Raw genomic sequence first — 26,317 nt, 5'->3', positions numbered from 1 at the left:
GCTCAGTCGTGCGGCGCGTCGTCGCCGAGCGCGAACCGGATGTCCAGGGCGTCGTCCTGCGGGAGGCCGTGCAGGATGTCCTGGAGCCGGGCGATGAGCCGCTGCAGCTCGTCCCGGCTGGTGACCTTGAGCGGGAGCTGGACCGTGCCGTTGGGCGAGCCGGCGGCGGCGCTGTCGCTGTCACCGCCAGGCTGAGCAGGCGCCCGCTCCCGCTCGGCGCGCCGCCGGCTGCCGTCGGCGCGAATGCGCGTCTTCAAATCGTCGAGCGTTGCGTTGATATCGAAGTCGCTGTTGCGCAGCCGGCCGAGGCCGTCCAGGTCCGGTTCCGCGGTCACCGCCAGCGCCGCCACCTGCCGGAGCGCGTTGTCCTGCTCTGCGCGCGTCAGCTCCGTCCACTCCGGCAGGCGTGCCAGCTCGCCTTCGGCCGTCCGAAGCTTCTCGGTCTGGGCCGCGGCCATGTCCTGTACGGCGGTGGCCACCCGCGCCTGGAGCCCGCTCAGCACGGTGGCGAGATCGGCCGCATGGGCATGGAAGTCCGGGCGGCCGAGGCGGTCGGTGAGCAGCTCCAGGTCATCGGCGCTGTCCTCGCGCAGCCGGCCGGGGATGCCCGAGCTCGGCTGGGCGGCAATGACGTCGCGGTGGCGGTTCAGGTCCGCGACGGTGGCGGCCAGCCCCTGCTCCAGGGCCAGGTGCGCCGCGCGCGCCCATTGCAGGGCCTCGAACAGCTCCGAATCCGGCGCGCCGAGGAGCTGCGGGGCATCCGAGGCATCGGTGAACAACAGGTCGGCAATCTGCTGGTTGAGGGCGCGCACCCGGTCGGCGCCCGGCAGGGCCAGGCCGGTGAGCCGCTCTGCCAGGGGGGCGATGCGGTGCTGGAGCTGCGGCAGGTGCTTGGCGGCGGCCTTGCAGACGTCGGGCTCCAGCGGCACGACGAGGTCGCCCACCAGCTCGGTCAGCCGCTCGGCGGCGCGCACCAGCACCTCGTTGGCGATCCGGTCGCAGCGCAGCGCCACGCCCACGGCCTTGAAGCTGGCGTTGGTCTTGAGCGCGTCGACGGCCTGCTGGCCGTTGGCGGTGATCTCGCGGCCGGCGACCTTGAGCTTGATCTCGCCGGCGACGAGCAAGGCGGCAAGGAGGTAGCGGGTGGTGTCCGGCGACCAGCCGAAGGGGGCGGCGGCAAAGTGGTCCAGCAGCCGCTTGCCCTCCACGGTGCCGGTGCGGTCGATGTGGTCGCGGATGCTGACCATGGCCTTGTGGTCGGTGCGGATGCTCGGGCCGCCGCTGCCCACCTGCACCAGGCCGAGCGGATCGAGCTGACTGGTGATGCCCATCAGGTTGCCCGTGCGCAGGAAGCGCTCCGCCACCGCGGTGTCCACCCGCTCCGGGGCCTCGGGATAGCGATCGAACACCTGCCCGGCCGCACTGGCGAGCTGCTGTTTGGCGGCGGCAAGCAGCTCCGGCGCCAGGCTGTCCACTGCGGTGGCCTGGCCGCGGAACAGCAGCGAGCCCTTGGTCAGGCTGTCCTGAAGGCCCCGTTGCAGCTCGCTCAGCAGCCGGGCGGCGCGGTCGGCCTGGCTTGCGCAGTAGTCCTTGACCTCCTGATCGGGGTCGTTGCGGTGCAGCTCGACGATGCTCCGGCTGCGGTAGACCTCGGCAATGAGGCGGTCATGCGCATCGGTGCCGCGGCCGAGCAGAAAGATGCTGCGCTCCGCGGTCTTGTGCCGCGATTCATCCAGCAGGCGGGTGCGGGCGGTGGCGTAGTCCGCGGCGGGCACCAGCTCGGCGATGATCTGAATCGGCTCCCGCTCGCCGGCCAGGCCCGCGGTTTGCGCGCCGGCCTGAACCTTGAGTCCGGCGGTGACCGCAAGCGAGTCGTGCAGTCGTGCCGAGGGCAGCGGGCTGAACAGGTTGCGCAGGGCCTCGTGCAGGATGCCCCGCAGTTGCGGCGACCGCAGCGGCAGCTCGGCGCGCTGCTGCTCGATGTCGTTGAGCTTCTCGCTGAAGAAGCTCAAGCCCCCGTCCTGCTCGCCGAGCGGCACCCGCGGGTGGCCGAGCAGGTCGTCGATGGCCGCCGCGACGGCGTCTGCGCGGCTCGGCGCCGCAATCTCGGGGTGCATCAGGCTCGCGACGTTGTGCCGGGTCACGGGCAGGTTGCCGAGCACCTGCAGCACGGCGACGGTCTTGGCGATGCCCTGGTGCAGCGAGGAGTCCGGATACTGGATACGCACCTTGCCGATACCCTGGTACACGGACGGCACCGCGCGCTCGACGTCCTTGTGCAGCGCGTCGAACAAGGTCACGCAGGTAGCGAGCCGGCCGACCGGGCAGTCCGCCAGCGGGGGCTCCGCATCGGTGCCTTCGATGAGGATGTCCTGGATGACGCGGATGGCGGAGCGCAGGCCGATACCGCCGGTGGACTTGGCAAGCGCCCCGAGCAGGTGCAGCAGGATGTCGAAATGCGCGGGCAGGAAGGGATAAAGGTCGGTGAAGGTGCGGCGGTCGAAGTCCGCATCGTAGAACTTGGCGTCCTCGAGCCTGGTGTTGTGCCGCAGGGCCTGGCCGTGCGCGTCGAACAGGGCGCCCAAGGTCTCGGCGGCTCGGGCCGATTTGCCGAGCAGACGGCGGCAGCAGATCTCCTTGATGTCGCCGGACTCGAGATTCACGCGGATCGGGAAGCGGTCCTTGACCTTGAACAGCTCCGGGCTGTTGAGGGCTGCGCTCGGGTTGTCGTCGGTGAGGGTCTGCTGGGCGGTGCCGATCAGCCAGGCGCGGCCGGCGGCGAGGTTCTTGAGGTTCTCCGCCAGTCCTTGCAGGTCGAGGATCTTGTTCTGGTTGCTGCCGACATACTGGCCCACCTCGTCGATGACGAACAGCACGTAGTCCTTGCCGGTGTACTCGCGGACGATGTCCAGGATCTCCGCAACCCGGTCCTTCATCAGATAGATACTGTCGTGGCTTGCGGCGCTGAACGCATGCGGGCTGCGGAACAGCTCCGGGTAGAGCCGGTGGGCGAGGTCGGGCAGCAGGCTGTCCACCACCAGCTCGTCGTTCTGGTAGTTGCACCAGGGCTCGCCGGTTTCCTGCTGGAACAGAGTGACGAATTCGTCCAAGCGCCCGTCCTTGCGCAGCTTGCGCTCGAAGGCGGCGACTTTGAGATTGCGGGAATAGCCGGCGAACTGCAGAACCTTGTAGTAGAGGACCGTAGAGACGACCTCCAAGGTCGCTCCGGCGACCTGCTCCGTGGCGAGATCCAGCAGGACGACCGCGGCGGGAAAGCGCTTGCTGACGGTAATCAGCAGCGCCTTGGTGTCCGGCCGGAGCAGCCGGTCGCGCAGATACTCGAGAAAGCGCTTGCCGTCGATCTCGATGCCGTCATCGAAGGCGAGGCCGAGATATTTCGTGAAGGAGCTCTTGCCGGAGCCGTAGAAGCCGGACACCCAGACGCCGATCTCGGTGACGCCGCCGGCCTCCATGGCCGCCTGCATCTTGCGCAGCAGGGCCTCAAGCTGCTCGTCGATGCTCTCGGTGACGATGTACTCGGCCACCTCCGCCCGCAGCCTGTCCTCCTGCGCGGCACCGTAGCTGATGACCTTCTCGATGGTCCGGTAGATGTCCTTGCTCGGGTCGAACAGCTCGCGAATGTGCATGGGCTCTCCTGGCCATCCGGGACAGTGCCGCCGGAAGCATCGGTAAAGGCCCTATGTTAGCCCCCGACATGCACGGAACGATAGTTGCCGTCCTCCGGGTAGAACCCGAGGAACTTGAGCCGGGACTTGCCGGTGCGCACGCCGGGGTACAGAAAGACCGTCGGCACCTGGAACTTGCCCTGGAGGTCGCCTTCGATGGCGCCGATCCGCAGGTACGGGTGCAGCGCTTCGAGATCGGTAACGAACAGGATCGCCCGATCCTGTGCCTGCAGCCGCTCCAGCGCCTGGCCGAGACGCGCCTTCAGTCGGCCGGTCTTGACCAGCGCGTTCTCCAGCGCGCTGTTGGCCTTCTGCCAGTTGAGGGGGTCTTTCTGCTCGGCCTGGAGCCAGACCTGACGCAATGGCGCCTCGGCGTGAATCGCGGCAATCTCCTCGGCGATGGAAAATTGCTCGACGGTCCAGCCCTCGTTCTCGAGCTTGGCCGTCCAGGCCGGGAGCTGCCGCTTGACCTCGATGATCCGGCTCGGGTGGAACACCAGGTAGAAGATGGGCTCGAAGCTCGCGTGCGAGAGCTCGCGCCCCTGCCAGATGCGGTGCATCAGCTCCGCGAAGTCAGCCTTCAGCGAGGACATCCAGGAACGCCTCCATGGTGCGGCAGCGCCAGCCGATGTGGGTGACCTCGCCCGCCGACTGGAGAATGAACCAGTTGTGCAGCGAGAGACGCTGCAATGCCTCGAGCGTGCCGCGGCGATCGAGTCCGAAAAGCTGCCAGTCGGCGTGGGCCACGAGCGCCTCGTCGCCGCTGCCGGCAACGTGCAGCTCGTGCGCAAGATAGGCCGCCACCCGCTGCGCGATGGCGAACGGCAGGATCTCGCGCCCGACGCGGGAGCCCTTGCCGAGCAGACCGAAGTCCGCGCAACAGCCGAGCAGATAATGGGCCACGCGCCGCACGGTGCCGTCGGCCCAGCGCACCCGCGTCTTGCCGTCATCCAGCGCGCGCTGGATGAACCCGATCACGTGCTCGCGGGCCAGCAGCCGGGCACCCTCGGCCCGAGCCGGCCAATACAGCTCGCGCACGCAGTCCGCGAGGATCGGATTTGCGCGGCAGGTGTATAGGAACATGAGCTGTGCAAGCTCGTCCGCGGGCAAGGTCGCGCAGATCCGCTTGAGATGCCCGGCGGAGACAGCGCCGGGGGCCAGGAATCTGGGTGCGAAGCCCTCGGCGACGATGTTGCGCAGACGTCGCGCCGAGACGTTGGGAAAGCTGCCGGACGCGAGTGCCACCCGATACAGGTCGCCGGCGGTCATGCCCGGCTGCCACAGCGCAAGCAGCGCCCGGGATTCCGACAACAAGCCGAGCCCCGCCTGCAGCCGGGTCGTATAGGGCGCGGCCTGCATCAGGCCACGTCCAGGAAGTATGGATACACGGCGACACCGTCGACAAAACCGGCGCAATAGCAGGCCGCCGTCTTGGGCAGCCAGTCGCAGCCGGCGAGCTCGGCCGCGGTGCCGATCCGAACCGGCCCCCCGACGACGCTCGCGGGCTCCAGCGTCATGGCCCGCAGCCGACCGAGCGCGGTCTCCACGGAGGCCAGATCGCGATCCCAGCCCGGCTCGGGCAGCAGATCCCGAACCGCATCGGCCACGCCCTGCTCAACGGCTTCGGGCAGGCGAAACAGGTGCAGGGCCCGGCCGATACCGAGCCTTTCGTCATGCGCTCGGCGTGCCGCCTCCACCACGCCCCGATAAGCCGCCATCGCGAAGGTACGCGGGAACACCGGGCGCAGGAACGCCTGACTGCTCGGCGACAGAAACGCACTCGGCCACCAGCCCTGCTGGTCGCGCTCCCCAAGGTAACCGATCAAGACCCGCAGCCGTGCGATGTCGAGCATCCGCCCGGCGTCCGTCGGCGGGCGCGGTTGTGCTGCGCTCAGGTGGCTCATCGTGCAGCGAGCTTGTGCTTCAGCAACATGCGCGTCAAGGCATACCCCTCCGGCTTCAAGATAGCCCCTGCACAAGCATGAGCAAGCAGAGGCTTGACACACCAAACACCGTCAAACATTCGTGCACCGACCGAGCAGAACGCATCACTGGCGAGGCGTTCGTCGCGAAGCTGGACCGTGCACTCCAGCCGCAGGCCAGTGCCCTCGGCGAGCAGATCGGCAACCCCCAGCGCGTATGCCGCCGCCATCGCGTCTCCTCCCGGCGCCCGGGCTACCAGCCGAACCGCAGCAGCGGCGGCTCGCCATCCAGCACCTCAATCAGCTTACGGCCGGTCAGGTAGGCATCCGGCGTCGAGCGGCCGGTGATGAAGGGATAATCGACGATGACGCTGGTGGGATGGCCGAAGTTGCCGATGAAGGCCCCGTCCGGCCCGGTCGCGTCGCGCAGGATGTACTCCAGCGGATAGGGCGGCGGGCCCATGTTGAAGTCCAGAAACTCTCCGCGCGCCCGCATGAAGCCGGTGCCGTCCTTGTAGTCGTATTCCAGGCAATGGCCGGTGACCCGCTTGCCGCGGATGATCGGCAGCCGGTCTTCGAGGTTGCGCGCGAAGGCGAGGCAGGCGACGCCGTAGCATTCTGCCGCGATTGGCTTGCCGGCGCGGTAGAAGCCCAGGATCAGGTCATGCACGCGCTGATTGTTGACCAGGTCGACGATGGGCCCGCTGCCGCCGACGATAATCAGCGCGTCGAAGTCCGCGAGCTTGGCATTAGCAGCGTCGAGGTGCAGGTGATACAGCTCCATCCGGCGCACGAATTGCGGGTCGGCCCAGTACGGCCGTTCCGGGTACCAGTCCGCCAGGCTCAACGGTGACTCCAGCCGCTGCCCCTGCGCCGTGGCCGGGTCATCCAGCGCGGCGACCTTCGCCGCCATCTCCGCCGAGGTCACCGAGCGCCCGAGCGGCGGGTCGATGTATTCCGGCAGCATCGACACGGTGATGGCATTCGGGCGCTTGCCGGTGGGGGTGCAGAAGACGGTTTCGTAGCCGGCCGCATCGAATTCCTCCAGCGGCCCCACCAGCTCCTCGCCCCAGTAGCCCCATTCGGAGATCAGCATCAGGATGCGGCGCGGTTTGGGATGGGCCACCACCGGCGCGGTGGACGGCCGTGCCGATGGTGTCGTCGCCACGGAGAGCACCGGCGGCACCTGCCCGGCCTCGATGGCCAGGATCCGGTCGCGGATGGCGTCCACCAGCTCCGCGCTGTGGTCCGCGCTGTCGTTGGTGACCATGTCGCCGTCCACCACGACGCCGTTGATCGGCGGCACGTAGATGCCGCCGGCGTTCTGCACATCGCCGAGCATGACGCGGTTGCAGGTCACGCGCCGGCCTGCCAGCACCTCCGGGACGGGCGACAGGATCCACAGCGCATGACACGGAAAGCCCTTGACGATGCGCGGGTTCAGCATCGCCCGGCAGAAGAACTGCACCGCCGGCGAGCGGCGCCCGCTGTTGCCGTGTATCACGGGCTTGCCGTCGGCGTCCTGCTCCACATCAGTGTCGGCCAGCCAGCGCAGCCGCACGCTGGTGTAGTTAGCCGCCATGATCACCGCGGCATAGTCATCCGGATCGACCTCGGTGAAGTCCTTATCCACCGTCAGCGTCTCCGGCGTCTCGCCCGCCTCCTGCACATCGCTGATGAAGGTCAGCTCCGCATTGCCCCAGAGCCGGGACAGCAGCTCCACCTCTGCCCCGTATTGCGCAAACCGCTCTCGGTAGGTCGCGATCTCCTTCGGCACGAATTCCGACTCGATGACGATGGCGATCTTCTTGCCTTGCAGAGGCCTTTCGGTCATGACGATTCCCTCATTCGATGCGCCGATCCGATCGCAACCGGTCGGTAGTGATTCAGCATAGGCGGTCAATCGCGGCGGAGCTGAGGACGCAGGTGCTTCGCAATGATGCCGATGGCGCGCCCGTAGTCCGGCGTCGCGCGAATGAGCGCGTCGTCCGCCTGGCTCAGCGTGGGCCGACGCATGGTCGCTGTCCGGGCTTCCAGCGTGCGGGTGGCGGTTGCGGTGAAGGTGCGAACGCCGCGCGTGGCGATGGCTTCGAGAGGGGCCTCATCGTCCGCCGACCAGGTGTTCATGGCCTTGGCCGAGTCCTCTTGAGCCATGGGATCTTCGGCTTCGGCGGCAGCGAGCACCTGATAGTCCGGCTGCTCCGCCAGCTCCTGCGCCATGCCGCCGAGCCCGCCCAGCGGATAGCAGGGGATGCCCCGGGCGCGGGCCAGCTCCAGCTCCTCCGCCGTGCCAGGCTTGTTGGCGCTGTCGGCCCAGCGCTTGCCGCCGATGATGACCATGGCGTCCATCTCCTGGACGAGGCGCTCGCGCATGGCGGTGAGGCTGGCGTTGCGCACCGCCGGGTCTTCGGCGCCGTGGCCCTCGTGCCCCGGCGGGATGACGGGGTCGACGAGGATCAGGTCGACTACGCCCTGGTAGCGCGGGTCCTTGAGCTGGCGGGCGAGGGCGCCATCGGCGAACAGGCCCGAGAGGACGAAGGTGACGACGGGCTCGCCGCGCTCCTCGGCATAGGGGGCGGCTTGCGCCAGGATGCGCGGGGTGAAGCTCGGGTGCGAGCCGTGCACGAGGGTGCCGCCGCCGCTGAAGACGGTGTCGGCCAGGGTGCTGACGGCGTTCAGGATCTCCCAGTCCAGGGCACGGCCGGCCCATTCAGTTTGGTCCGGGATGGCCCCGGAGAGTCCGACGCGCACGCCGGTCAGATCGGGGTCGAGCTGTTCGGATAGGGTGGTGTCGCTCATGGCTTGACTCTCATCGGGCGCCTTACTGGTACTTGCTCAGAAACGCGGCGAGCCTTGACGTGTGCAGCAGGCGCAGAATCGGATCGCGATAGGCCTCATGATCGCGGGCAAGTCGCTTCAGCGTCGGGTCCGGCACCGGCTGCTCGTCGTAGATGAAGAGCCGGTGATTGAACGCATGGCGGCTTGGATCGCCGCCCTCCGGCCGATAGCGCCGAAGCGCCTGCACGGACCACAGATGGGTCGGCGGCAGCGAGGAGCAGTGCGATAGGAAGCGGTTGAAGGTCCATTCGTTCTCCTGTTTGGCACCGGCATACAAAAAGCGTTGCGCGTCCAGCGCCTGCCAGTCGAAACCGAAGTCCCGAAAGGTCTGCTCCACCTTGGAGGCAAGATCCATCTGGCTGCGCAGCAGGCTGCTCAGGGCATGCTCGACACCCGCCAGCAGGTCCGCGAGCCGGGCGTCGGTCAGTGGCTCGACGACGCCGGCGGCGTCGGTGTCCGCCTCGATCCTGACATTGCGCAGCTCCTTGGCGCCGTACACGCTTGGCTCGGCCGCGGAGCCGGTGGCGCCGGTCGGCCGCAACACGACGGAGACGATGGGCACGAACCCGGCGATGGCCGCATCGATCTCGCGGGCAACCCATTCGGACTCGCCGGCCCGAGGCGTGTCGAGCAGCAGCAGCAAGTTGGCCTGGGCGATGGTGCGCTCGATCTCGTCCTGTACGACATCGCCCCCGTCCAGACGCTCCTCGTCCCGCCAGGCGTCGTAGCCGTGCTTCTGAAGATAGTCGGTAATCTGGATCGCCACAGCCTGGCCATCCGCCTGCCGATGGGAGACGAAGACCTTGCGGTCGTCGCCGCGCAGCCACAAGGCCAGCAGCGCACCGACGCGACGGGCCAGCCGGGCGCCGGCTGCGTTGTAGGGCTCCGGGCAATGCAGCGCGAAGACCGCCTCCATCGGCGCCGGCGGCCGGCGGTGGCCGTCGAGCGTAGACACCGGCAGCACCCGGCTCGCCCGTTTTTCCCGCCGAGCGTTGTCGATCTCGCGCTGAATCGGCCCGTGCAACGCCGCCGGCAGCGGGGCGGCGCCAAACAGCACGATGAGCAGGTCATCCCAAGCCGGCCGCGCGCCGTCGCCGATGAACGGCAGCTCGGGCAGCACGGCGCCGTCACTCGCGACCGTGGCCAACTGCGGCCAGGACGCGAACAGCGCGGCTTGGGTCTCGGCGGCGGCATAGGCCGCGTCCGGGGTGGCGTAGATGCCGATCATGCGCGATACCTCGCTGCAGAGCGCCCAAATGGCACAGTCAAACCAAGGCTGAGATCGTTACGAATCACAGCGCCCCTCCCGGCTATGTCCGGGCTTCATCCGCCTCCAAGGGCGCCGAGGGCTCGTTGCGGCAGCCCGGCGCCTCGCCCGGCAGATGGGGCTTGCTCGGCTCATCGAGCGCCATCTGCCGAAACGCCTCCTCGGTCACCTCCAGCCGCACGACGACCTTCTTGCCGAGATCCCCGGGGCGCAGCGGCACCCGCAGGGTCTCGTGATCCGTCTTCGAGATCCGGCGGTTGACGCCGTTGATGCTCACGTCGCGGATGCGCAAAACCCCAGGTGCGAGCGCATCCGGCGCCACGTTCAGCGCCGCCAGCCCGCTGTCTGCATCCGGGCGAAAATGCAGGGCAAAGACCGTGTGCTGGCGGTCTTCCCGCGGCAAATAGGCCATCTGGTAGACGTGTGCCAGCAGCCCGAGCTCGAAGGCATGATAGCCGGACTTGGAATGGTCGCCGATGTTGCCGTACTTGCCCTCGATGAGCGGCTGGCCGTTGTCGTTGACGCGGAAGAACACGCCGGCGCGCTCGCGGTCCAGAAAGAACAGGTTCCAGAACGCCGACAGCTCCTGCGCCTGTTTGCGAAAGTCCGTGTTCTCAGGGTCATGTCCGAGCAGGATCAGATAAGCGAGGATGCCTTGCTCCTGCTGCCAGAAGTCCTTCGTGCTCCACCAGCCGAACTGGATCGGCAGGCCATCGTCGGGCGGCACGCGCTCCAGCGCATCGAAAACGCCGCTGCGGATCTGGTCGATGCCGAGCACGCCCATGTCCTCGGCCAGGGTCTTGGCCCGCGCGTAGCAGTCCGCGGCAATCTGCTCGTTGTCGGCGCCGCCCCGGGCCTGGTACCAATTGCCGACCCGGGTCAGGTTCCATGCGATCTTCAGGTTGTGCCCGACGACCCCGCGATTTTGCTGCCAATCCCAGTTCTCCACGGGCTTCCAGTCCTTGTCGAACCGTTCTTGAACGAGCGGGGAGTGCGTCCGCGGAAAGTGCTCGCGGATCAGGCGCGCCGTGTCGCCGAGGATCAGCACGCAGTGCCCGAGCAGCTCTTCGAGATCGCGCCGGCGCTCCGCAGCATCGCCTTTGCCGTCCTCATAGGGCAGCGGATCGAGCGCCAAGACCATGTTCATCAGGTAGGCGGGGATGTGATCCCCGATGGAATTCCAGTTCTTCGCCTCGCGGTTGTCGCGCGGCCCCAGCATGCCGCCGCGGTTCAAACTGTTGTCGCGCGGGGTGAAGGTCACCGGGTCAATGTGCGAGAAGAAGCCGTCGAAGCGGGGCTTGCCGTCCGCTTCCGGCCAATGGCCCCAGAGGGTCAGCATGGCGCAGATGGTGCGGCGGATGTCCTGCAGCACCTCCCAGTCACCGGTGATGCGGAAATACATCGCCAGGCCCGCGAGGGCGTAGATCTGCTCGTACAGCGGAATGCCGCCGGCGTCGTCGCCGGCCTCGGCGTCGAGCATGCGCCGATTCAGATAGCGCTGCCGCTTGATCGCGGAATACCACAGGCAGAAGCGGCCGTCGGCGGAATAGCTGCGAAAGGCCTGCTGCTGAAATTGAACGCCAGCTTTCGCGGCCTGGAAATAGCGCTCGTCACCGGTCACCAGAAAGGCGCTGGCGAGACCGTAGATCAGGCGCGACAGCGTCGCCATCTCCTGCGTATCGTCGTCGGTGGGCAGGCCCAGGATGTTGAGGTTGGTGCGATAGAGCGCCGCGAAATCATCGAGCTGGTAGGTACGCTTGTCGCCGAACAGATCATCCAGCCACTTGTTGGCCATGACCACCAGTTGGTCGATCCACCAGCGGGTGTGCTCGAAGTGCAGATGATCGCGACTGGAGTGCAGCAGGTGGATGACAAGACCGTCGTAGCGCTCTTTGTCGGGCTCGTCGTCGCCTTCGTTGCCGCCATGAGTGTGCAACGTGCCCTGAACGGCAACCATGTCGCCCACGAATAGGGCGTTGTTGAGGTTGGGCTGCTCAAAGTTGCCATCGGCATCTTGCTTGGAGCGCCGTTCGCGGGTCCGATCGAGATCGTCCAGATTCCTGAGCGATGCCATCCAACTCGCTTGCTGACAATGCACGGTGAAGTCGCCGCCGCGGGTCTCGACGACGAACCGCCCCTTCGGAAAGCCCTCGTGCGCCGGCAGGATCTCTTTCACCCGGCCGAGGATGGTCAGGGACTGGCTGAAGTGCTTGCGCTTGACTCGTTCCACTGCTTACTCCTGCTGAATTTGGCCTGCCGTTGATCTCTCGTGACACCGCTCCCGCGGTGTCACGCGTCTTCCGTCCCCCGCAACAACGCGCCGGCCGTCGCCGACGTCGCCCCCGCCATAGGCCTAAGGCATCGCTGGTCTTTCTCGTGACACCGCTCCCGCGGTGTCACGCCTCTCTTGGCGCTCTGCGCCGATGCGGCCGAGGTTCGACGACCTCGACATCGGCGTCAGTCATGCGCGCCTCCAGTTCGGATGCCTTCTTCCACGGCGTCTTGCCGCACAATCGCCGCGGATGGCAGAGCCATCAAGCCCGGGTGCCGAGGCAGAGCCTCGGCACCAGCCACATCACACAGGCAGCCCGGATTCCGCCGCGCCAAGCGCATCAACCGCGCCGCAGCAAGACCAGGCTGCTCGCCGGCAGCAGGGCCGTAATCGATCCGTCCTCCGCAACAACGCGCCGGCCGTCGCCGACGCCGCCCCCGCCATAGGCCAAGGCATCGCTGTTCAACAGCACCTGCCATTGCCCGCCCTGGATGGCAGGATGGCGAATCTCATAGCCAGCGAGAAACGGGCGATTGCCGAGCGTCGCAATCACGAGCCAGTCCTCGCCGTCGCCCCAGCGCCGAAAGGCGATGACGCGGTTGGCATTGTGCACGTGCAGGACCTCGATGTCCCGCCCGCAGAGCGCGGGGCTCCGGCGCCGCAACGCAATGGCATCCCGGTAGAAGGCGTACATGCCGGCGCCGGCGCCCTCGCGCAGCCCATGCAGGTCCGGCTTGAAGTCCAGCACCCGGTCGTACAGGAAGGGGGCGTCGGCGCCGACCTCCTCGCCGAACAGGAACATCGGCGTGCCGGCGGAGAAGAGCGTGATGCCGAAGACGCAGCGGCAGCGCGCCTCGGCCCAGCGCCGGGTCTCCCCCGTCAGCGGCGCGCCGTTGATAGCGACGACGATGTTGCGGGCGGTGCCGGCGCCGTTGCCGGCCTCGTCATGGGACTCGCAATAGACGACCTTGCCGCTGCCGCTGGCGGCGAGCGCCCCGGCGAAGCGGTCCATCGGCAGCGGGCGGTCGTCGCCGAAGCCGGCCTGCTTCAACAGCTTGGCGGCATCTTCATGGCCGTCGCCATCGCCCACCAGGTGGTGGTAGAAGTCCGCGTACCAGGCGGCGTCGAAGCCGAGCCCGCCCTGGTCGGCGGGCAGGGTCACGGCGTCCCAATCGGAGTGATCCTCCGCCATCAGCATCACGTCCGGGCGCACCAGCCGCAGCGTGCGGGTCCATTCGCGCAGCAGCTTGGCGCCGAGTTGGTTGGCCGCGGGCACGGGGCGGCCGTCGGCATGCAGCACGTTGTAGGCATGAATCGACGTGGTCTGGTCCACGCGAAAGCCGTCGATGTGGAACTCTTCCAACAGGGACAGGGCCATGCTGGCGAAGAGCTTGCGCACCATGGGCTCGCCATAGCGTGGCGCCCAGCCGGTGGACAGGTTGTCCAGATAGCCGCCGGTGCCCTGCCTCGCGGGCGCGACGGCCGCGTCGAAGGCGGGATAGTCGCCCGGCGCGCCCTCGTACCAGTAGTAGGGATTGCGCGCATGGTCGTTGGTGTCGTAGAGCCACTGCGCGCGCTCGCCGTCGTGCACATAGTGGTTGTAGACGACGTCCATGATCACGGCGATGCCGCGCCGGTGGCATGCGCGGATAAAGAACTTGAGCTTGTCCCGCCCGCCGCCGCCGTATTCGATGGCGAAGTAATGCGACGTCGCATAGCCCCAGTTCTCGTGCCCGCCGCCGAACTCCGCCATGGGCAGCAGCTCGACGGCGTTGGCGCCGACCCCTTCGATATGATCCAGCAGCGCGATGGCGTCCGCGATGGTGCCCGGGCCGGGCCGCCCGAACCCCAGCGCGCCCAGGTGCAGCTCGTAGATCACCAGATCCTCGATGCGCCGCGGCACCGGGCGGGCCGGGTCGAATTCGTCGGCCCAGAAGTCCGCGGCGTCGAGCCATTCCCGCTCCGGGTAGACCGGCTCCTCGAACAGCGCCGTGACCCGGTCCGGGTCGATGACGGCGGAGCAGCCGCGCACGCCGTCCAGGTCCAGCAGCCGCCCGCGCCAGGGGCCGTCGGGCTTGGTCGCCCCGGCGCCGATCTGGCAGCGGGCATAGAGATCCGTCCGGTAGGCCACCTGCCCGTCGTCCTTGGTGATGCGGAACAGATACGGCAGGTGGTCGAAGGCCGCGAAGGACGCGAGCGCCGGATCAGCGGGGTCGGTCTCCCACACCCCGCCCGCGCCGCGGCTCATCGCGAAGGGGCCAAGGTCCGGATGCGCGCCGTCGCCGTCGTCGTGCACATAGCCGCCGCGGATCTCGGCGGGCGGGATGGAGCGCTGCGCCGGCGGCAGACCCTCCAGCGGCCTGCGTTCGGCATCGCCGTCGCGCCAGGTGCGGCCGATGACCACCTCCACCGCCCGCGCGTTCGGCGCCCAGACCGCGAAGCGAATGCTGGGGACATCCGACCCGGGTGAAAAGCGCTTGTTCGCGCCGAGCCAGCCGGCGTGGGTGAGGTGGTAGACGGCCTCGATGGGCTCGCCAGGGTCGGGCAGATCGGCGGGCAGGGTCAGCAGGCAGACCTGCTCGGTGGCGGCGGGGTCGTCCGGCTGCGTGACAATGCCCCATTGATCAGCGCCGCCCGGCCCATCCAGCCGCACGCCCCAGCGGAAGGGCCGACCGGCGGGGTCCGGAACCAGGTCCAGCTCCGCCGCGAAGGCCGGGCGGCCGTCGTCGGCGATGATGGGCGCCATCGGCCGCTCGGACCAGGCGCCGTCGGTCCAGCGCCCGTCTGCGTCCCAACTGCCCAGCAGCCGGGCATTGTCGAGCAACGCCTGGGCGATGCCGGTGCGATAGACGAATCTGACCAGTGCCATTGCCGAGTTCCTTGCCGGTGGATTTGATCGGATCCGTCGCGACCGATAGGGTCAGTCGGGCAGCCAGTCCCGCGCCAGGATGTTCTCGAGTGACCAGGGGCAGTCCTCGGGGAAGCCGTCCAGCCCGGTCTCATCGATCGCCTTCGCCACCGCATCGCCCCAGATGCGCGTCCCCCAGTTGGCGTCGGCGAGCATCCGCTTCAGGCTTGGTGCGCTGGCCAGATGCGCGGCGAGCGCCCGGCGCTGCACCCGGATGGTCGCCTGCCAACTAGCCCCGCGTCGCTCGGGCTGGTACTGCCACCTCAGCAGGTGAGCGAGCAGCAGGGACACGCGGCTCGCCAGCGCGCGTTGCTCGCCCTTGCCCACGTCCTCGATCTCGTCGGCCAGGTGCTCAATGTCCAGTTGCCCGAAGCGGCCCGCGCGCAAAAGCGCCGCCTGCTCCTCGGCCCAGGCGATCACGTCATGCTCATATCGGCTCATGGTCGCTCGCTGCCTTGTCGGCGGGGATGTACCACTGACCCGGCAGCATGTCGGGGCAGCGCGCGGGCGTCAAGCGGCGGGGCGCGCCCGGGTCAGCCCTGATGGGCGTTTGGGGCTCGGCCAGGCACCGTCGATCCAGCGCCCCGTCGGCGTCGCCACTCCTAAAGCAGCCGGGCCTGATCGACCGGCGCCCGGGCGATGCCGGTGCGATAGACAGCACCTATGCAGGGTCAGACCGCTGTAGTCGAAGCGCTGCCTCGATATCGGTCGCGGCAAAGTCGCGACCGACGAAGAGCAGGGGGCAACCCTGTTCGCGGGCGACTTCCAGAAGAATCGCCATCAGGGCTGATGTGTCGACCGCAATCATTCGGGCAGGCCATCATCGCCGTAGAGGCAATCCTGGCTGCGCGCGGCGCCGGGACCAGCCGAAGCGACGGCGGATGCGCGCAGAGACTCCAACAGTTGCCGCCGGGCGCTGCTGTCCGGCCTGGCCCGCACGGGAACCAGACGCACCGCGGCCTGACCGCGGCGGGTCAGCACCACCTCGTCTCCGGCCTCGGCGCGGCGCACCAGTTCCTCAAGTTGCCGCCTGGCCTCGGTGACTGAAATCTGCATCGACACCTCCAACGGGCTTGTGACATCGGTGCCTCTTGGAATTCGAGATTAGACCACGCACCGGGGCCGGCGGGGCCGATCCTGCCGCGACACCCGGCAGACGCACGGGCACGCCGCGGCTCGCCCGGCGAGGGCATACTGTCGCCGTCGCTCCAGGGCTGAGCGCCGGTGCCCCGCTTCGCGGCCGTGCCGCCGGGGCCGCGCACGACCGCCGGTTAAGCACGAGCAGCAGGCCCAGGAGCGCCATAGCCTGGGTTGAGCTTGCGAAACCCGGCACCGCGGCACCAGGTCTTCCGCTGGGTTTCGTCCCGCAACCCAGCCTAAACTGCGGGGCCATGGCGCACGCACACCAGAACCAGGGCGACGACAACATGGACTGCGACGGGTACCAGATCGCGCTGGAGCGTATCGCGGCGGAGCGGGAGGCGCGGACGGGGAGGCTTGACCTTGGCGGACTCGGGTTGAGCCGGTTGCCCGAAGAGTTGTTTGAGCTGGAGTGGTTAGAACACCTAGTGCTGCGGGGTGGACTCAAATCGCGGCACGACGGAGTTGACAACCGGATTGAGGGTCGACTTGCGGAGATCAGGCGGCTGCGGCGATTGAGCACGCTCGACTGCTCTGCAACCGACCTCGCGGACTTGTCCCCTCTCGCCGAACTCAAGACGCTGACCGAGCTCAACTTCGGGGGCACTCGCGTCTCGGACTTATCTCCCCTCAAAGAGCTCAGGGCGCTGACCGGGCTCAATTGCTCGACGACCAACGTCTCGGACCTGTCCCCGGTCGCCGGGCTAAAGGCGCTGACCTGGCTTAACTGCTCTTCTAGCCGGCTCTTCGATCTGTCTCCGCTCGCCGAACTCACAGCGCTGACCTGGCTCGATCTCGGGAACACCGAGGTCTCGAACCTTTCCCCCCTCGCTGCACTCACCGCGCTGACATACCTGCGCTTCAGACATACGCGGGTCAGGGATCTTCAGCCCTTGGCGAAGCTATCGAGATTGGAGACTCTCAATTGTGGGGGGACGGAGGTGTTGAGCCTCGATCCCCTCGCCGCATTGATTTCATTGACCATGTTGGAATGCTCGTTTACGAAAGTCAGCGATCTTCGTCCGCTTGCCGCCCTGCCCCGGCTGAGGCGGCTTTTTTGCGACTGCGTGCGAATCGCGCAACTTCCCTCGGCACTGGTCGCGTCCCCAGCGCTGGAAGTCCTTGAGATAACCGATGGGTCCTTGCTGTCAGATATCCCCCCAGAGGTATTTTCGCGTTTCTCGAAAGACGGCGACGACAACTGCCTCCCCCGCCTCCGCGCCCACCTCGCCGATGTCGCCGCCGGCGCCGAGCCCCTGCGGGACGTCAAGGTCATCGTCCTCGGCAACGGCCGCATCGGCAAGACGCAGCTCTGCCGGCGGCTGCGGGGCCTCCCCTTCGAGGAAGCCGCTGACTCCACCCACGGCATCGGCGTCAGCACCGCGGAGTTGCCGATGCCGGACCGCCCGCCGGCGCTGCTGAACCTGTGGGACTTCGGCGGGCAGGACATCTACCACGGAACCCATGCGCTCTTCATGCGCACGCGGGCCATCTTCGTCGTGCTCTGGACGCCGGACAGCGAGCAGGGCGTGCACAAGCACGGCGACTTGGAGTTTGAGAACCAACCCCTCGGCTATTGGCTCGACTACGTGCGCCACCTGGGCGGTGCGCAGAGCCCGCTCCTGATCGTCCAGAACCAGTGCGACGGCGGCCTCGGCCGGCGCCCGAGCCCGCCCGACTCGCCGGCCCTGCACGCGCTGGCGGCGGACGGGCGCTGCTTTCAGCCACTCGGCTACAGCGCCAAGGACCAGACCGGCCGCGACGCGCTGCTGGAGGCGCTTCGGCTCGCCGTGACGGCGCTGCGCGGGCTCCAGGGCCAGCCGATGATGGGCAGCAACCGCCTCCGGGTGCGCGACCAACTGCGCGCCTGGCGCGACGCCGACGCGGCGCTGCCCGGCACCGCCGAGCGCCGCCACCGGCTCGTGCCCTTCGCGGACTTCGCGGCCCTGTGCGAGCAGCAGGGCGTGCACGACCCGCCCGGCTACGCCGAGGTGCTGCACCGCGCCGGCGAGGTCTGGTACCAGCCCGGCCACTTCGGCGACCGGATGATCCTGGACCAGTCCTGGGCCCTACGGGAGATTTACGCGCTCTTCACGCGGGAGGACGGCGTCCACGCCATCCTGCGCGGCCCCGGCCTCGCCGGCCGCTTCACCCGGCCGCTGCTGGACCGGCTGCTGTGGGGCCGGCCCACCGCGCACCGCGAGCCGCTCACCGCGGCCGACCAGCGCGTGCTGCTGGGGCTGATGGAGCAGAGCGGCATCTGCTTCGCTCATCGCCGGGGCTCCGGCGATGCCGACGCGACCGAGTACGTCGCCCCGGACCTGCTGCCGACCCGGGACACCGTGGCGCGCGGCATCGCCAACCGCTGGGATGCCCAAACCGGCCAGTTGGCGGAGGCGGCCTTCGTCTTCCCCTTCCTGACCCCGGCCATCACCCGCACCGTGCTCTCCAAGCTCGGCGACCTCGCCGGCGAGGACGCGGACTACTGGCGCTATGGCCTGTCCCTGTACGACGCCCGCACCGACTCGGCCGCGGAGATCGACGAGCAGCCGGACGCCGAGGGCCACGGCGGCCGGCTCGCCCTGCGCACGAAGGGCGAGCAGGCCGGCGCGCTGCTGGAGAATCTGATCGAGCGCATCGGCGAGCTGAACGAGCACCACGGCTGGGCCGGTCGGCTGGAGCGCGCCGCGCCCGGGGCGCCCGACACGCGCCCGGACCCCGCCCGATCGGCCCTGGAGCCTCCGGCGCACGCACGACGCCCCCAGCGCCACGGCCCCGACGGCCCCCCACCGCTGCATCTCACCGCACCGCCGCCGAGCCCGCCGGCGCAGCCCGAGGTCTATGTCTCCTACAACTGGCGGCGCGAGGCAGCATCCCCGCTGGTGCAGCGCCTCTGCGACGCACTGCTCGCGCGCGACGGCATCCGCGTGATCCGCGAGCGCGACGAGATGAACTGGGGCGACAGCATCCGCCGCTTCATGCAGCAGCTCGCCGCCGGCCGCTGCGTGCTCGTGATCCTGAGCGCGGAGTATCTGCGCTCCCCCTTCTGCATGACCGAGCTGCACGGCATCTGGCGCGCCGCCGGCGAGCGGGATGAAGCATTCCGCCGCCGCATCGTGCCGCTGGTGCAGGATGACCTCAGCCTGCGGAGCCTCCCGGACCGCGTCGCGCACCTGGAGCACTGGCGCCACGAATGCCAGCGCCTCGAAGCCCTGCTCAGCAATTACTCGATGACCGACGCCTTGCGCCTGCTCGGCCAGGACGGCGTCGCCGAATGGCAGGCCATTACCGGCTTCCACCAGGACATCGTCAAGATGCTCACCGTCGCCAACGACATGCTCATCCCCCGTCAGCCGGAGTTGCTGGCCCAGGACGACTTCGCGGCCGTGCGGGCGCTGATTCGGGAGCGGATTGCGTGAGCCGCCGTCGCAAGCCGAGGCCGATGAGATCTGGCCCGCGACCACTCGCAGCCGCGACTGGCCTGCGCACCATCGCGGCCATGCACCCTGCATTGCCGACAGGCCGGGGACAGCCCAAATGAACAGCCTGCTCCTCCCCGCCGCCGTTGTAGTCGTGGTGCTGCTGCCGATGCTCCTGTTGCTCGTCGCGGTACTGACCTGGAAAGCGCTGAACCGCCGCCGCAAGCGCCGCTCCCCGCTCACGTCGGAGCTGCTGCGCCCGCCGGCGTACGGGCTGACCGAGCGGATTGAAGAGCTGCGCTGGGACCTCGGCAGCCTGCTGTTTGCAATCGGGTTCCTGCCCCTCATGCTGCTCGCCATTTACTTGTTGCAAGAGACCCTCGGCAAGCCCCCCGGCTGGACCACGACCCTCGTGATCTATGGCGCAACCTTGCTCCTGACGCTCGGGTATTGCATCGTCCGCGGCATCCGCCTCGCGCAGCAGATCACGGCCTATCGCGACGGCCGCGACGGCGAGTGGGCCACCGCGCAATTGCTGGAGCCCGTCATCGCCGGCGGCGGCCGCGTGCTGCACGACATCCAGGCGCCGGGCTTCAACATCGACCACGTCGTGATCGCCCCCGGTGGCGTTTTCGCGATCGAGACCAAGCACCGGCTCAAGCCCACCACCGGGCGCGCGCTGGATAACGCCCGGGTCAGCTTCGACGGCAAGGCCCTGCACTTTCCGGACTGGACCGACACCAAGACCGCGGAGCAGGCCGCCGCCCAGGCGCGTTGGCTGTCGGAGCGGCTGACCAAGTCGACGGGAATCACCGTGAAGGCGCGCCCGGTCATTGCCCTGCCCGGCTGGTACGTTGCGGTCACCAGCCCGAGCGAGGTCTGGACTATGAACCCCAAGAACAGCGGCTTCATGCTGAAGCCCGGCCGCGACCGCGCACCGCTCGACAAGGCCGACATACAGCGCATCGCCTTCCAGGTTGAGCAACTATGCCGGCTGCCGGGGCCGGACGGCAACGCCGATGCCAAAGGCCCGGCCAAGCGGTGACCGGCGACAGCAGCACCAGCCCCGCCGCGCCAGGCAAGCCCCGCCTGCTCGTCTTGTCGATCAACGGATCCTGCACCGGAACGCATCCCCGGCCGCTCCCGCGCCCCTCGCGCTGGTGCCGAGGCTCTGCCTCGGCACCGCATTCGCCGGCTCTGCCGGCAGTACCCGCCCCGGACGGCAAGATAGCGCTGGCCGCGCGGGCAATGTGGGGCGCGCGCATCTCTGTTCGCTGCCTCACGACAGCGTTATGGTCCAGCTTACCTGCCTCGGAGCCGCCCGCACGTTCGAGCGAGCATGAAATTTCCGATCCACGTTGCTGAACAGCGCGCATGTTTCCTGCGCGATCCACAACCAGGAGAGGCGCCCATGAGCACAAAGTCGGAGCCGATTCGCAGAGAAGACCAGATCCCCGAGAGCTCCAACAACGTGTTGATCCCGGTCACCGAGCGCCTGTATCAGGCAAGCCAACGGCTCGGCCAGCAGGACTGGGACCCGCATGCGCCGGCGCTGACGCTTCAGCAGGCCTTGAACGCGGCGCGACGCGCGAGCCAGGGCTGAGCGGGAGACCGGCAAGCCCCGCCGCAGCCGCCCCGGCACGACCCGCGGTCGCGGACAGAGCGCCCGCCCCCAAGGTCCGGCCCTCTTTATTCTTTGCGCGACTGGTCAACACGCACGCCACTCTCGCGGCCAATGATCCTCAACATGCGCTACTTGGGCCTCTTCGCCAGGTTCAAGCCGCGAGCGAGTCTGTCGAGCCGTCTGGCTTGCCACCGGGCGACTGATCGGCACGTCCGCGCGCGGCTTCCGTGGGGCCTGTGGAGACACGCCGAGCAGCAAGCGCCGCCTGTTTGCCGTCAACTTCACCGGCGCCAGCGTGGTCTCGGCGCAATGGCCAGCAGAGCGCGCGACGCCGATGTTCGCCAGCGTGTCGTGCCACTGGTTAAGGACGACACCAGCCTTCGCTGTGCCCCACCAACCGGAGCTGCTCGCCGTAAACAACTTCGCCGCCATGCGGGAAATGAGTCAGGAGCGGCACAGGTCATGCTGTCCCGCCCCGCGCGTACCTCCTGGTGCTCGCCGCGTCCCGCTGTCGCCTTTTCCTACACCGGCCATCGGTCGATTCTGACCACTCGCACTCTGCGTCCTTGGTATCCTTCCCGTTCCGACGACACGCGAGGCCTCGCAGCCCATGGACCCCGAAGCCGGCGCCAGCTCCCCCGACGACAGACTGCGGCACATCGCGCAGGCGATCGAAGCTTTGGCTAGGGGCTTCGAGGACAAGCTGAAGTACGATTCGTTCAAGGAACAGCAGATCGAGCGGCTGCACGCCGAGCTTCAGGAGCACAAGCGAGATCTCATCGGCGCCGCCTTGCGCCCGATCTTCACCAGACTGATCCGCATCAGCTCCGACGCCCTCAAGCTGGCAGACGAGCTGCCCGACCGTCGCCCCGCACCGACGCCCGAGCAAGTCTCGGCGACCCTCCGGAGTTTGGCGGAAGACATCGAGCTGCTGCTGCTCGACAGCGGCGTCTCGCGTCTCGACGCTGCCGCACCGGGCGTGCCGTTCGATCCCATGCGGCAGTTTGCGGCCGTCGTAGAGCACTGCGACGATCCGGCCGCCGACGGCAGGATCGCCGCACGTCTCCGCGCCGGTTTCGAATACGGAAGAATCTTGCTGCGAAAAGAGCATGTCAGCGTCTATCGGCTGCGCGAGCAGCCCGACGCGTTTCAGTCGTCAGTTTCCGACACGCAAGCCTCCGCGCCGCCCACGCCTGCTGTGCACGCACAGGATTCCACGGCGAGTCAGCAGCCACCCGGCAGCCGCGACGGCCCTGCCCCGGAAGCTTCCGCGGCGGACTACGAAGAGCCCGACCGGCCGGCACCGGAAAGCGGAACAGTGACGCCAGCCGAGCGGTAGCGATGACGATCGGCGCAGCTTTAGTGCATTCGTCGGGTCTCGCCGATGAGCGACAGACCACGAGGCCATTTCGCGGCCGCGGCGTCGGCACACCGGCGCGAACCACACGCTTTGTGCCTCCCCACCGGTTCAGCAATCAATACAGCAGGCAGCAGCGCCATGAAAAAGGTCTTCGGTATCGATTTGGGAACCACCTACTCCTGTATCTCCTGGGTGGACGAGCACGGCAAGCCCGTGGTCATCCCCAATGCTGAGGGCGAGTCGACCACGCCCTCCGTGGTCTTCTTTGAGAGCGAAGACAGCATCGTGGTGGGGCAGCACGCAAAGGATGTTGCGCATCTCTACCCCGATCGCGTCGTCGAGTCAGTGAAGCGCGCGATGGGTGACGCGGAGTGGGAGTTTGAGGTCTTCAAGCAGTGCTATAAGCCCCAGGAGATCTCCGCGAAGATCCTGCAGAAGCTTGCGAACGACGCGGCAGGCGAAACCGGAGAGACGGTCGAAGATGTCGTAATCACCTGCCCCGCGTATTTCGGCACCAATGAGAAGGAAGCCACCAGACAGGCCGGCGCCATCGCGGGGCTCAACGTCCGCTATGTCATCCCGGAGCCCACGGCAGCGGCGATCGCGTACGGCATTGATCTCGACCGGCCGCAAAGCGTCTTGGTGTACGATCTCGGCGGCGGGACTTTCGACGTTACTTTGATCGATGTGCGCGAGGGTCGCATCGAGGTCATCGCAACGGGCGGAGAGAGGGAGCTCGGCGGCAAGGATTGGGACAGCGATATCGTCAGCTACCTGGCCCAGGAGTTCGAGACGCAAACGGGCATAGCCGCCGATCGCGTCGTCAGCGATCCAGAGACTTACCAAGAGCTGCTGCTCGACGCAGAACGCTGCAAAAAGACACTGACCTCACGCGAAAGCCATCAGCAGCGTGTACAGTTCGAGTCGGAGCGCGCCACCGTCGAGCTGACACGCGAGCGTTTCAATGAGATTACCGCCGGACGCCTGGAGCAGACAATCTCGCTGACGCGGGACCTCCTGAAACGCGCCGCGAGCAAAGGCTTCGACCGCATCGATACACTGCTGCTGGTCGGGGGCTCGACCTATATGCCGCAGGTCAAGGAGCGCGTCGAGCGGGAGCTCGCCGGCACCGAGGTCAAGCGCCTCGATCCGAATCAGATCGTCGCCAAGGGTGCCGCGCTGTTCGGCTATCGCTGCCAACTGAACGATGAAATCGAGATCCGCATCAGCGAGCTGTCGGGCTCGCAGGGTGCAGACGAAAGCACCGAGGGCGCCTCCGCAGCCATGCGGGAACAGGCGAAACAGCAGGTGGCCGAGGCGCACGGCCTCGCCCTGCCGGGCCTGAAGCGCTTGGTCGACACCGAGGTCATCAATGTCAGCTCGAAGAGCTTCGGACTCAAGGTCATCGACGCCAGCGGCCGCGTCGGTGTCACGAACTTGGTCTATGTCGACGATCAGGTGCCGAGGAGCATTACCCGCGCCTTTCAGACCCACGAAGAAGCGCAAACCGCCGCAAGCCTGGAGGTTTTCGAGAATCTGGATCAACGCAAGGACGCCGAGGTGCTGCTCGACCCCGAGGCGCAATGCGTGCTGCTCGGCGAGGCCCAGTTGGAGTTCGTGCACGCACTGCCGCAGGGATCTCCGATCGAGGTGACGTTCGAGCTCACGTCCGACGGATTGCTGAAGGTGCACGGCCGGGACCCCACGACGCACCGGGAGGTGCGTGCCGAATTCACGACCAAGAGCATTCTTTCGGAGGAAGCGGTCGCGGCGGCCAGAAGCCGCGCCCTCGCGATGAAGGTCAGCTGAGGCGCGACATGAGCAAACCCATCGGTATAGACCTCGGAACCACGAACTCGGTCGTTGCGGTTGCCGAGCGTCATGACCAAGTCCGCGTCATCGCCGACGCCGCGGGAGACTCGACGACGCCGTCGGTCATCTGCTTTCTACCCGAGCGTATCGTCATCGGTGCCGAGGCCAAGGCGTTGCAAGCGGTTGGGCAAGGGGAGACCGCCGCTTTCTTCAAGCGGCACATGGGCGATGCCAACTTCCTCTTCTCTGCACAAGGGCGCGATTGGACCCCGGTCGATCTCTCCGCCCTGCTGCTCGCGCGGTTGCGGGAGCAGGCAGAGCGTGCGCTCGGCGCGCGGGTCGCCAAGGCGGTTGTCACCGTGCCCGCCTATTTCCGCAACCCGCACCGCGAGGCGACGCGCAGGGCCGCGGAGCAGGCCGGATTGGAGCTGCTGCAGCTCGTCAATGAGCCGACGGCTGCGGCAATCGCTTACGGGCTGCGCCAAGGTGCCGCGGATTCCGGCAAGACGCTCCTGGTTTATGATCTTGGCGGCGGGACCTTTGATCTGACCCTGCTGCGGATCGATGCGGATGAGATTCGCGTCCTGAATTCGGTCGGCGATCACGAGCTCGGCGGCAAGGATTGGGATGATCGGCTGGTCGAATGGGCCGCCAAGCGCTTCGAGGACGAGTTTGGCCGTGATCCCTTTGAGGATGCAGCCACTCGCGCAGATCTCTTCGTCGAGGCGGAGCAGGCGAAGAAACGCCTGACTCAGGCGCAGCGTGCAATCATCGGCATCGCGCATGGCGGACATCGCGGTCGCTACGCAATCGAGCGCGCCGAATTCGAGTCGATTTCAGCCGACCTCACGGAGCGCACGACCTGGTTGACGGAGACCCTGCTCGACGACATGGATATCCGCGCGGAGTGCCTCGACGGCATCCTGCTCGTCGGCGGATCGACCCGCATGCCCATGGTGCACGACTTCATCCGGCGCAAGCTCGGGCAGGAGCCGATGACGGGCGTGAACGTCGACGAGGCCGTCGCGCGCGGTGCAGCACTGCTTGCCGCACAGCACCGACCCAATACGGCGCAATTCAGTATCGGCGGGCGCCGGGCAGTGGACGTGACGAACCACAGCTTGGGGATGATCGCGGAGAACCAGGATCGGACCGCCTACATCAACAGCATCATCCTGCCGAAGAACCGCGACATACCGAGCACGGAGCGCCGGCCGTTCCGCTTTCGCCTCGGCCGCGGCAACCGCCTCGAGATCTTCATGACCCAGGGCGAGAGTGTCCGCCCCGATGAGCCGACCTTTCTCGGTCTCTACAGCGCCGAGATTCCCCTCGCCGGACAGCGCGGCGAGGCCATCGTCGACATCGACTATGCCTACGACCTGAGCGGCACCGTCAAGGTGTCCGCACAACTGCGCGGCGGCCCGCAACTCGCGATGAAGGTCGAGCCGCTGCCGGACGATGTGCCGGAGCGCTTCCTGCTGCCGCCACCGAGCGAGCCGCAGCCGCAGCACATCAGCGTCTTTCTCACGTTCGACCTGTCCGGCTCCATGGCCGGGGAGCCTCTGGCCGAAGCCCAGCGAGCCGCCCATGAGTTTGTCCGCAATCTCGATCTGACCCATGCGTCGGTGGGCATCATGGTCGTCGCGGATCGCGTGGACACCGTTTGCCCGCTCTGCCAGGACGCGCGCAAGCTGGGTCACGCCATCGATCGGCTGGAGATCGGGTCAGTGGGCTACGGTAATGGGGCGCATCCATTCGACCAAGCGCTCAATACCATGTCCGCGGTCTCCGGCACCAAGTACCAGCTTGTATTGGCCGATGGCGTCTGGTCCAACCAAGGCTTGGCGATCGATCGCGCGAAGCGCTGCCACAAGGCCGGCATCGACATCATCGCCATCGGCTTCGGCGGCGTCGATCAAGGCTTCCTCGACGCCATCGCCTCCACCGACCAGGGCAGCATCTTCACGAGCCTTGAAGGGCTGACGGAGGCCTTTTCGACCATTGCGCAGGAATTGACCGAAGGCGGGACGGCCTTTTCGCTGGCAAGCCGCAAGTAGAGAAGGGAGCCG

Annotated in this window: 18 protein-coding genes; 6 read left to right on the top strand and 12 right to left on the bottom strand. The window is 67.7% G+C overall.

The annotated features are described in order from the left end of the window. Positions 1-2: 2 nt before the first annotated feature. The 12 genes from brxC to ML01_RS05690 all read right to left on the bottom strand — a co-directional run bounded on the left by brxC (position 3) and on the right by ML01_RS05690 (position 15,949). Positions 3-3,647: a BREX system P-loop protein BrxC gene (brxC, locus tag ML01_RS05745; protein ID WP_058554449.1), complete on the bottom strand. Its 3,645-nt coding sequence runs from the start codon at positions 3,645-3,647 to the stop codon at positions 3-5. A gap of 56 nt (positions 3,648-3,703) precedes the next feature. Further along, on the bottom strand, positions 3,704-4,279 hold the full coding sequence (locus ML01_RS05740) for a BREX protein BrxB domain-containing protein (protein WP_058554448.1): 576 nt from the start codon (positions 4,277-4,279) through the stop codon (positions 3,704-3,706). Next, the gene (locus tag ML01_RS05735) at positions 4,260-5,045 is read right to left on the bottom strand and encodes a BrxA family protein (protein ID WP_058554481.1); all 786 of its coding nucleotides are present in this window, start codon (positions 5,043-5,045) and stop codon (positions 4,260-4,262) included. The genes ML01_RS05740 and ML01_RS05735 overlap by 20 nt, the downstream gene beginning before the upstream one ends. After that, positions 5,045-5,590 (bottom strand): BrxE family protein, encoded by a 546-nt coding sequence (locus ML01_RS05730; protein ID WP_216819113.1) that lies wholly within the window; start codon positions 5,588-5,590, stop codon positions 5,045-5,047. Before ML01_RS05730 ends, ML01_RS05735 begins: the two co-directional genes overlap by 1 nt. Then, a complete protein-coding gene (locus tag ML01_RS05725) occupies positions 5,587-5,838 on the bottom strand; it encodes a hypothetical protein (protein ID WP_058554446.1) in 252 nt (83 codons plus the stop codon). The genes ML01_RS05730 and ML01_RS05725 overlap by 4 nt, the downstream gene beginning before the upstream one ends. Positions 5,839-5,861: 23 nt before the next feature. Further along, positions 5,862-7,442, bottom strand: a complete 1,581-nt coding sequence (locus ML01_RS05720; protein WP_058554445.1) for a DJ-1/PfpI family protein — start codon at positions 7,440-7,442, stop codon at positions 5,862-5,864. 65 nt (positions 7,443-7,507) lie between these two features. Beyond that, positions 7,508-8,407 (bottom strand): hypothetical protein, encoded by a 900-nt coding sequence (locus ML01_RS05715; protein WP_058554444.1) that lies wholly within the window; start codon positions 8,405-8,407, stop codon positions 7,508-7,510. Between the two features lie 22 nt (positions 8,408-8,429). Then, entirely contained in the window at positions 8,430-9,674 is a 1,245-nt protein-coding gene (locus ML01_RS05710; RefSeq protein WP_058554443.1) for a toll/interleukin-1 receptor domain-containing protein, read from the bottom strand. 82 nt (positions 9,675-9,756) lie between these two features. Further along, a complete protein-coding gene (locus ML01_RS05705) occupies positions 9,757-11,943 on the bottom strand; it encodes an AGE family epimerase/isomerase (RefSeq protein ID WP_058554442.1) in 2,187 nt (728 codons plus the stop codon). Between the two features lie 382 nt (positions 11,944-12,325). Further along, the gene (locus tag ML01_RS05700) at positions 12,326-14,854 is read right to left on the bottom strand and encodes an alpha-amylase family glycosyl hydrolase (RefSeq protein WP_058554441.1); all 2,529 of its coding nucleotides are present in this window, start codon (positions 14,852-14,854) and stop codon (positions 12,326-12,328) included. Between the two features lie 51 nt (positions 14,855-14,905). Further along, positions 14,906-15,334 (bottom strand): DUF29 domain-containing protein, encoded by a 429-nt coding sequence (locus ML01_RS05695; protein WP_058554440.1) that lies wholly within the window; start codon positions 15,332-15,334, stop codon positions 14,906-14,908. 363 nt (positions 15,335-15,697) lie between these two features. Next, positions 15,698-15,949 carry a type II toxin-antitoxin system Phd/YefM family antitoxin gene (locus tag ML01_RS05690; RefSeq protein ID WP_058554439.1) on the bottom strand — a complete coding sequence of 84 codons (252 nt, stop codon included), beginning with the start codon at positions 15,947-15,949 and terminating at the stop codon, positions 15,698-15,700. A 1,226-nt stretch (positions 15,950-17,175) separates the two neighbouring features. Here ML01_RS05690 and ML01_RS05685 point away from each other — a divergent pair. From ML01_RS05685 to ML01_RS29885, 6 genes are all read left to right on the top strand, one after another. After that, positions 17,176-19,452: a COR domain-containing protein gene (locus ML01_RS05685; protein WP_058554438.1), complete on the top strand. Its 2,277-nt coding sequence runs from the start codon at positions 17,176-17,178 to the stop codon at positions 19,450-19,452. A gap of 118 nt (positions 19,453-19,570) precedes the next feature. After that, a complete protein-coding gene (locus ML01_RS05680) occupies positions 19,571-20,497 on the top strand; it encodes a nuclease-related domain-containing protein (protein WP_058554437.1) in 927 nt (308 codons plus the stop codon). A gap of 366 nt (positions 20,498-20,863) precedes the next feature. Continuing rightward, entirely contained in the window at positions 20,864-21,055 is a 192-nt protein-coding gene (locus ML01_RS05675; RefSeq protein WP_058554436.1) for a hypothetical protein, read from the top strand. Between the two features lie 631 nt (positions 21,056-21,686). Next, positions 21,687-22,415 (top strand): hypothetical protein, encoded by a 729-nt coding sequence (locus ML01_RS05670; protein WP_058554435.1) that lies wholly within the window; start codon positions 21,687-21,689, stop codon positions 22,413-22,415. A gap of 159 nt (positions 22,416-22,574) precedes the next feature. Further along, on the top strand, positions 22,575-24,245 hold the full coding sequence (locus ML01_RS05665) for an Hsp70 family protein (RefSeq protein ID WP_058554434.1): 1,671 nt from the start codon (positions 22,575-22,577) through the stop codon (positions 24,243-24,245). 8 nt (positions 24,246-24,253) lie between these two features. Then, positions 24,254-26,305, top strand: coding sequence for an Hsp70 family protein (locus ML01_RS29885; RefSeq protein WP_058554433.1), 2,052 nt, complete (start codon positions 24,254-24,256; stop codon positions 26,303-26,305). The last annotated feature ends 12 nt before the right edge of the window (positions 26,306-26,317 follow it).

Origin of the sequence: Thiohalocapsa sp. ML1 (genome assembly GCF_001469165.1) — a bacterium.
GTDB lineage: Bacteria > Pseudomonadota > Gammaproteobacteria > Chromatiales > Chromatiaceae > Thiohalocapsa.
The sequence above is the reverse complement of the archived record's forward strand: the minus strand, read 5'-3'. Positions and strand labels throughout refer to the sequence as shown.

Coding starts and splice junctions, on each gene's coding strand:
- brxC (WP_058554449.1), bottom strand. CDS start 3,647: ATGCACATTCGCGAGCTGTTCGACCCGAGCAAGGACATCTACCGGACC.
- ML01_RS05740 (WP_058554448.1), bottom strand. CDS start 4,279: ATGTCCTCGCTGAAGGCTGACTTCGCGGAGCTGATGCACCGCATCTGG.
- ML01_RS05735 (WP_058554481.1), bottom strand. CDS start 5,045: ATGCAGGCCGCGCCCTATACGACCCGGCTGCAGGCGGGGCTCGGCTTG.
- ML01_RS05730 (WP_216819113.1), bottom strand. CDS start 5,590: ATGAGCCACCTGAGCGCAGCACAACCGCGCCCGCCGACGGACGCCGGG.
- ML01_RS05725 (WP_058554446.1), bottom strand. CDS start 5,838: ATGGCGGCGGCATACGCGCTGGGGGTTGCCGATCTGCTCGCCGAGGGC.
- ML01_RS05720 (WP_058554445.1), bottom strand. CDS start 7,442: ATGACCGAAAGGCCTCTGCAAGGCAAGAAGATCGCCATCGTCATCGAG.
- ML01_RS05715 (WP_058554444.1), bottom strand. CDS start 8,407: ATGAGCGACACCACCCTATCCGAACAGCTCGACCCCGATCTGACCGGC.
- ML01_RS05710 (WP_058554443.1), bottom strand. CDS start 9,674: ATGATCGGCATCTACGCCACCCCGGACGCGGCCTATGCCGCCGCCGAG.
- ML01_RS05700 (WP_058554441.1), bottom strand. CDS start 14,854: ATGGCACTGGTCAGATTCGTCTATCGCACCGGCATCGCCCAGGCGTTG.
- ML01_RS05695 (WP_058554440.1), bottom strand. CDS start 15,334: ATGAGCCGATATGAGCATGACGTGATCGCCTGGGCCGAGGAGCAGGCG.
- ML01_RS05690 (WP_058554439.1), bottom strand. CDS start 15,949: ATGCAGATTTCAGTCACCGAGGCCAGGCGGCAACTTGAGGAACTGGTG.
- ML01_RS05680 (WP_058554437.1), top strand. CDS start 19,571: ATGAACAGCCTGCTCCTCCCCGCCGCCGTTGTAGTCGTGGTGCTGCTG.
- ML01_RS05675 (WP_058554436.1), top strand. CDS start 20,864: ATGAGCACAAAGTCGGAGCCGATTCGCAGAGAAGACCAGATCCCCGAG.
- ML01_RS05670 (WP_058554435.1), top strand. CDS start 21,687: ATGGACCCCGAAGCCGGCGCCAGCTCCCCCGACGACAGACTGCGGCAC.
- ML01_RS05665 (WP_058554434.1), top strand. CDS start 22,575: ATGAAAAAGGTCTTCGGTATCGATTTGGGAACCACCTACTCCTGTATC.
- ML01_RS29885 (WP_058554433.1), top strand. CDS start 24,254: ATGAGCAAACCCATCGGTATAGACCTCGGAACCACGAACTCGGTCGTT.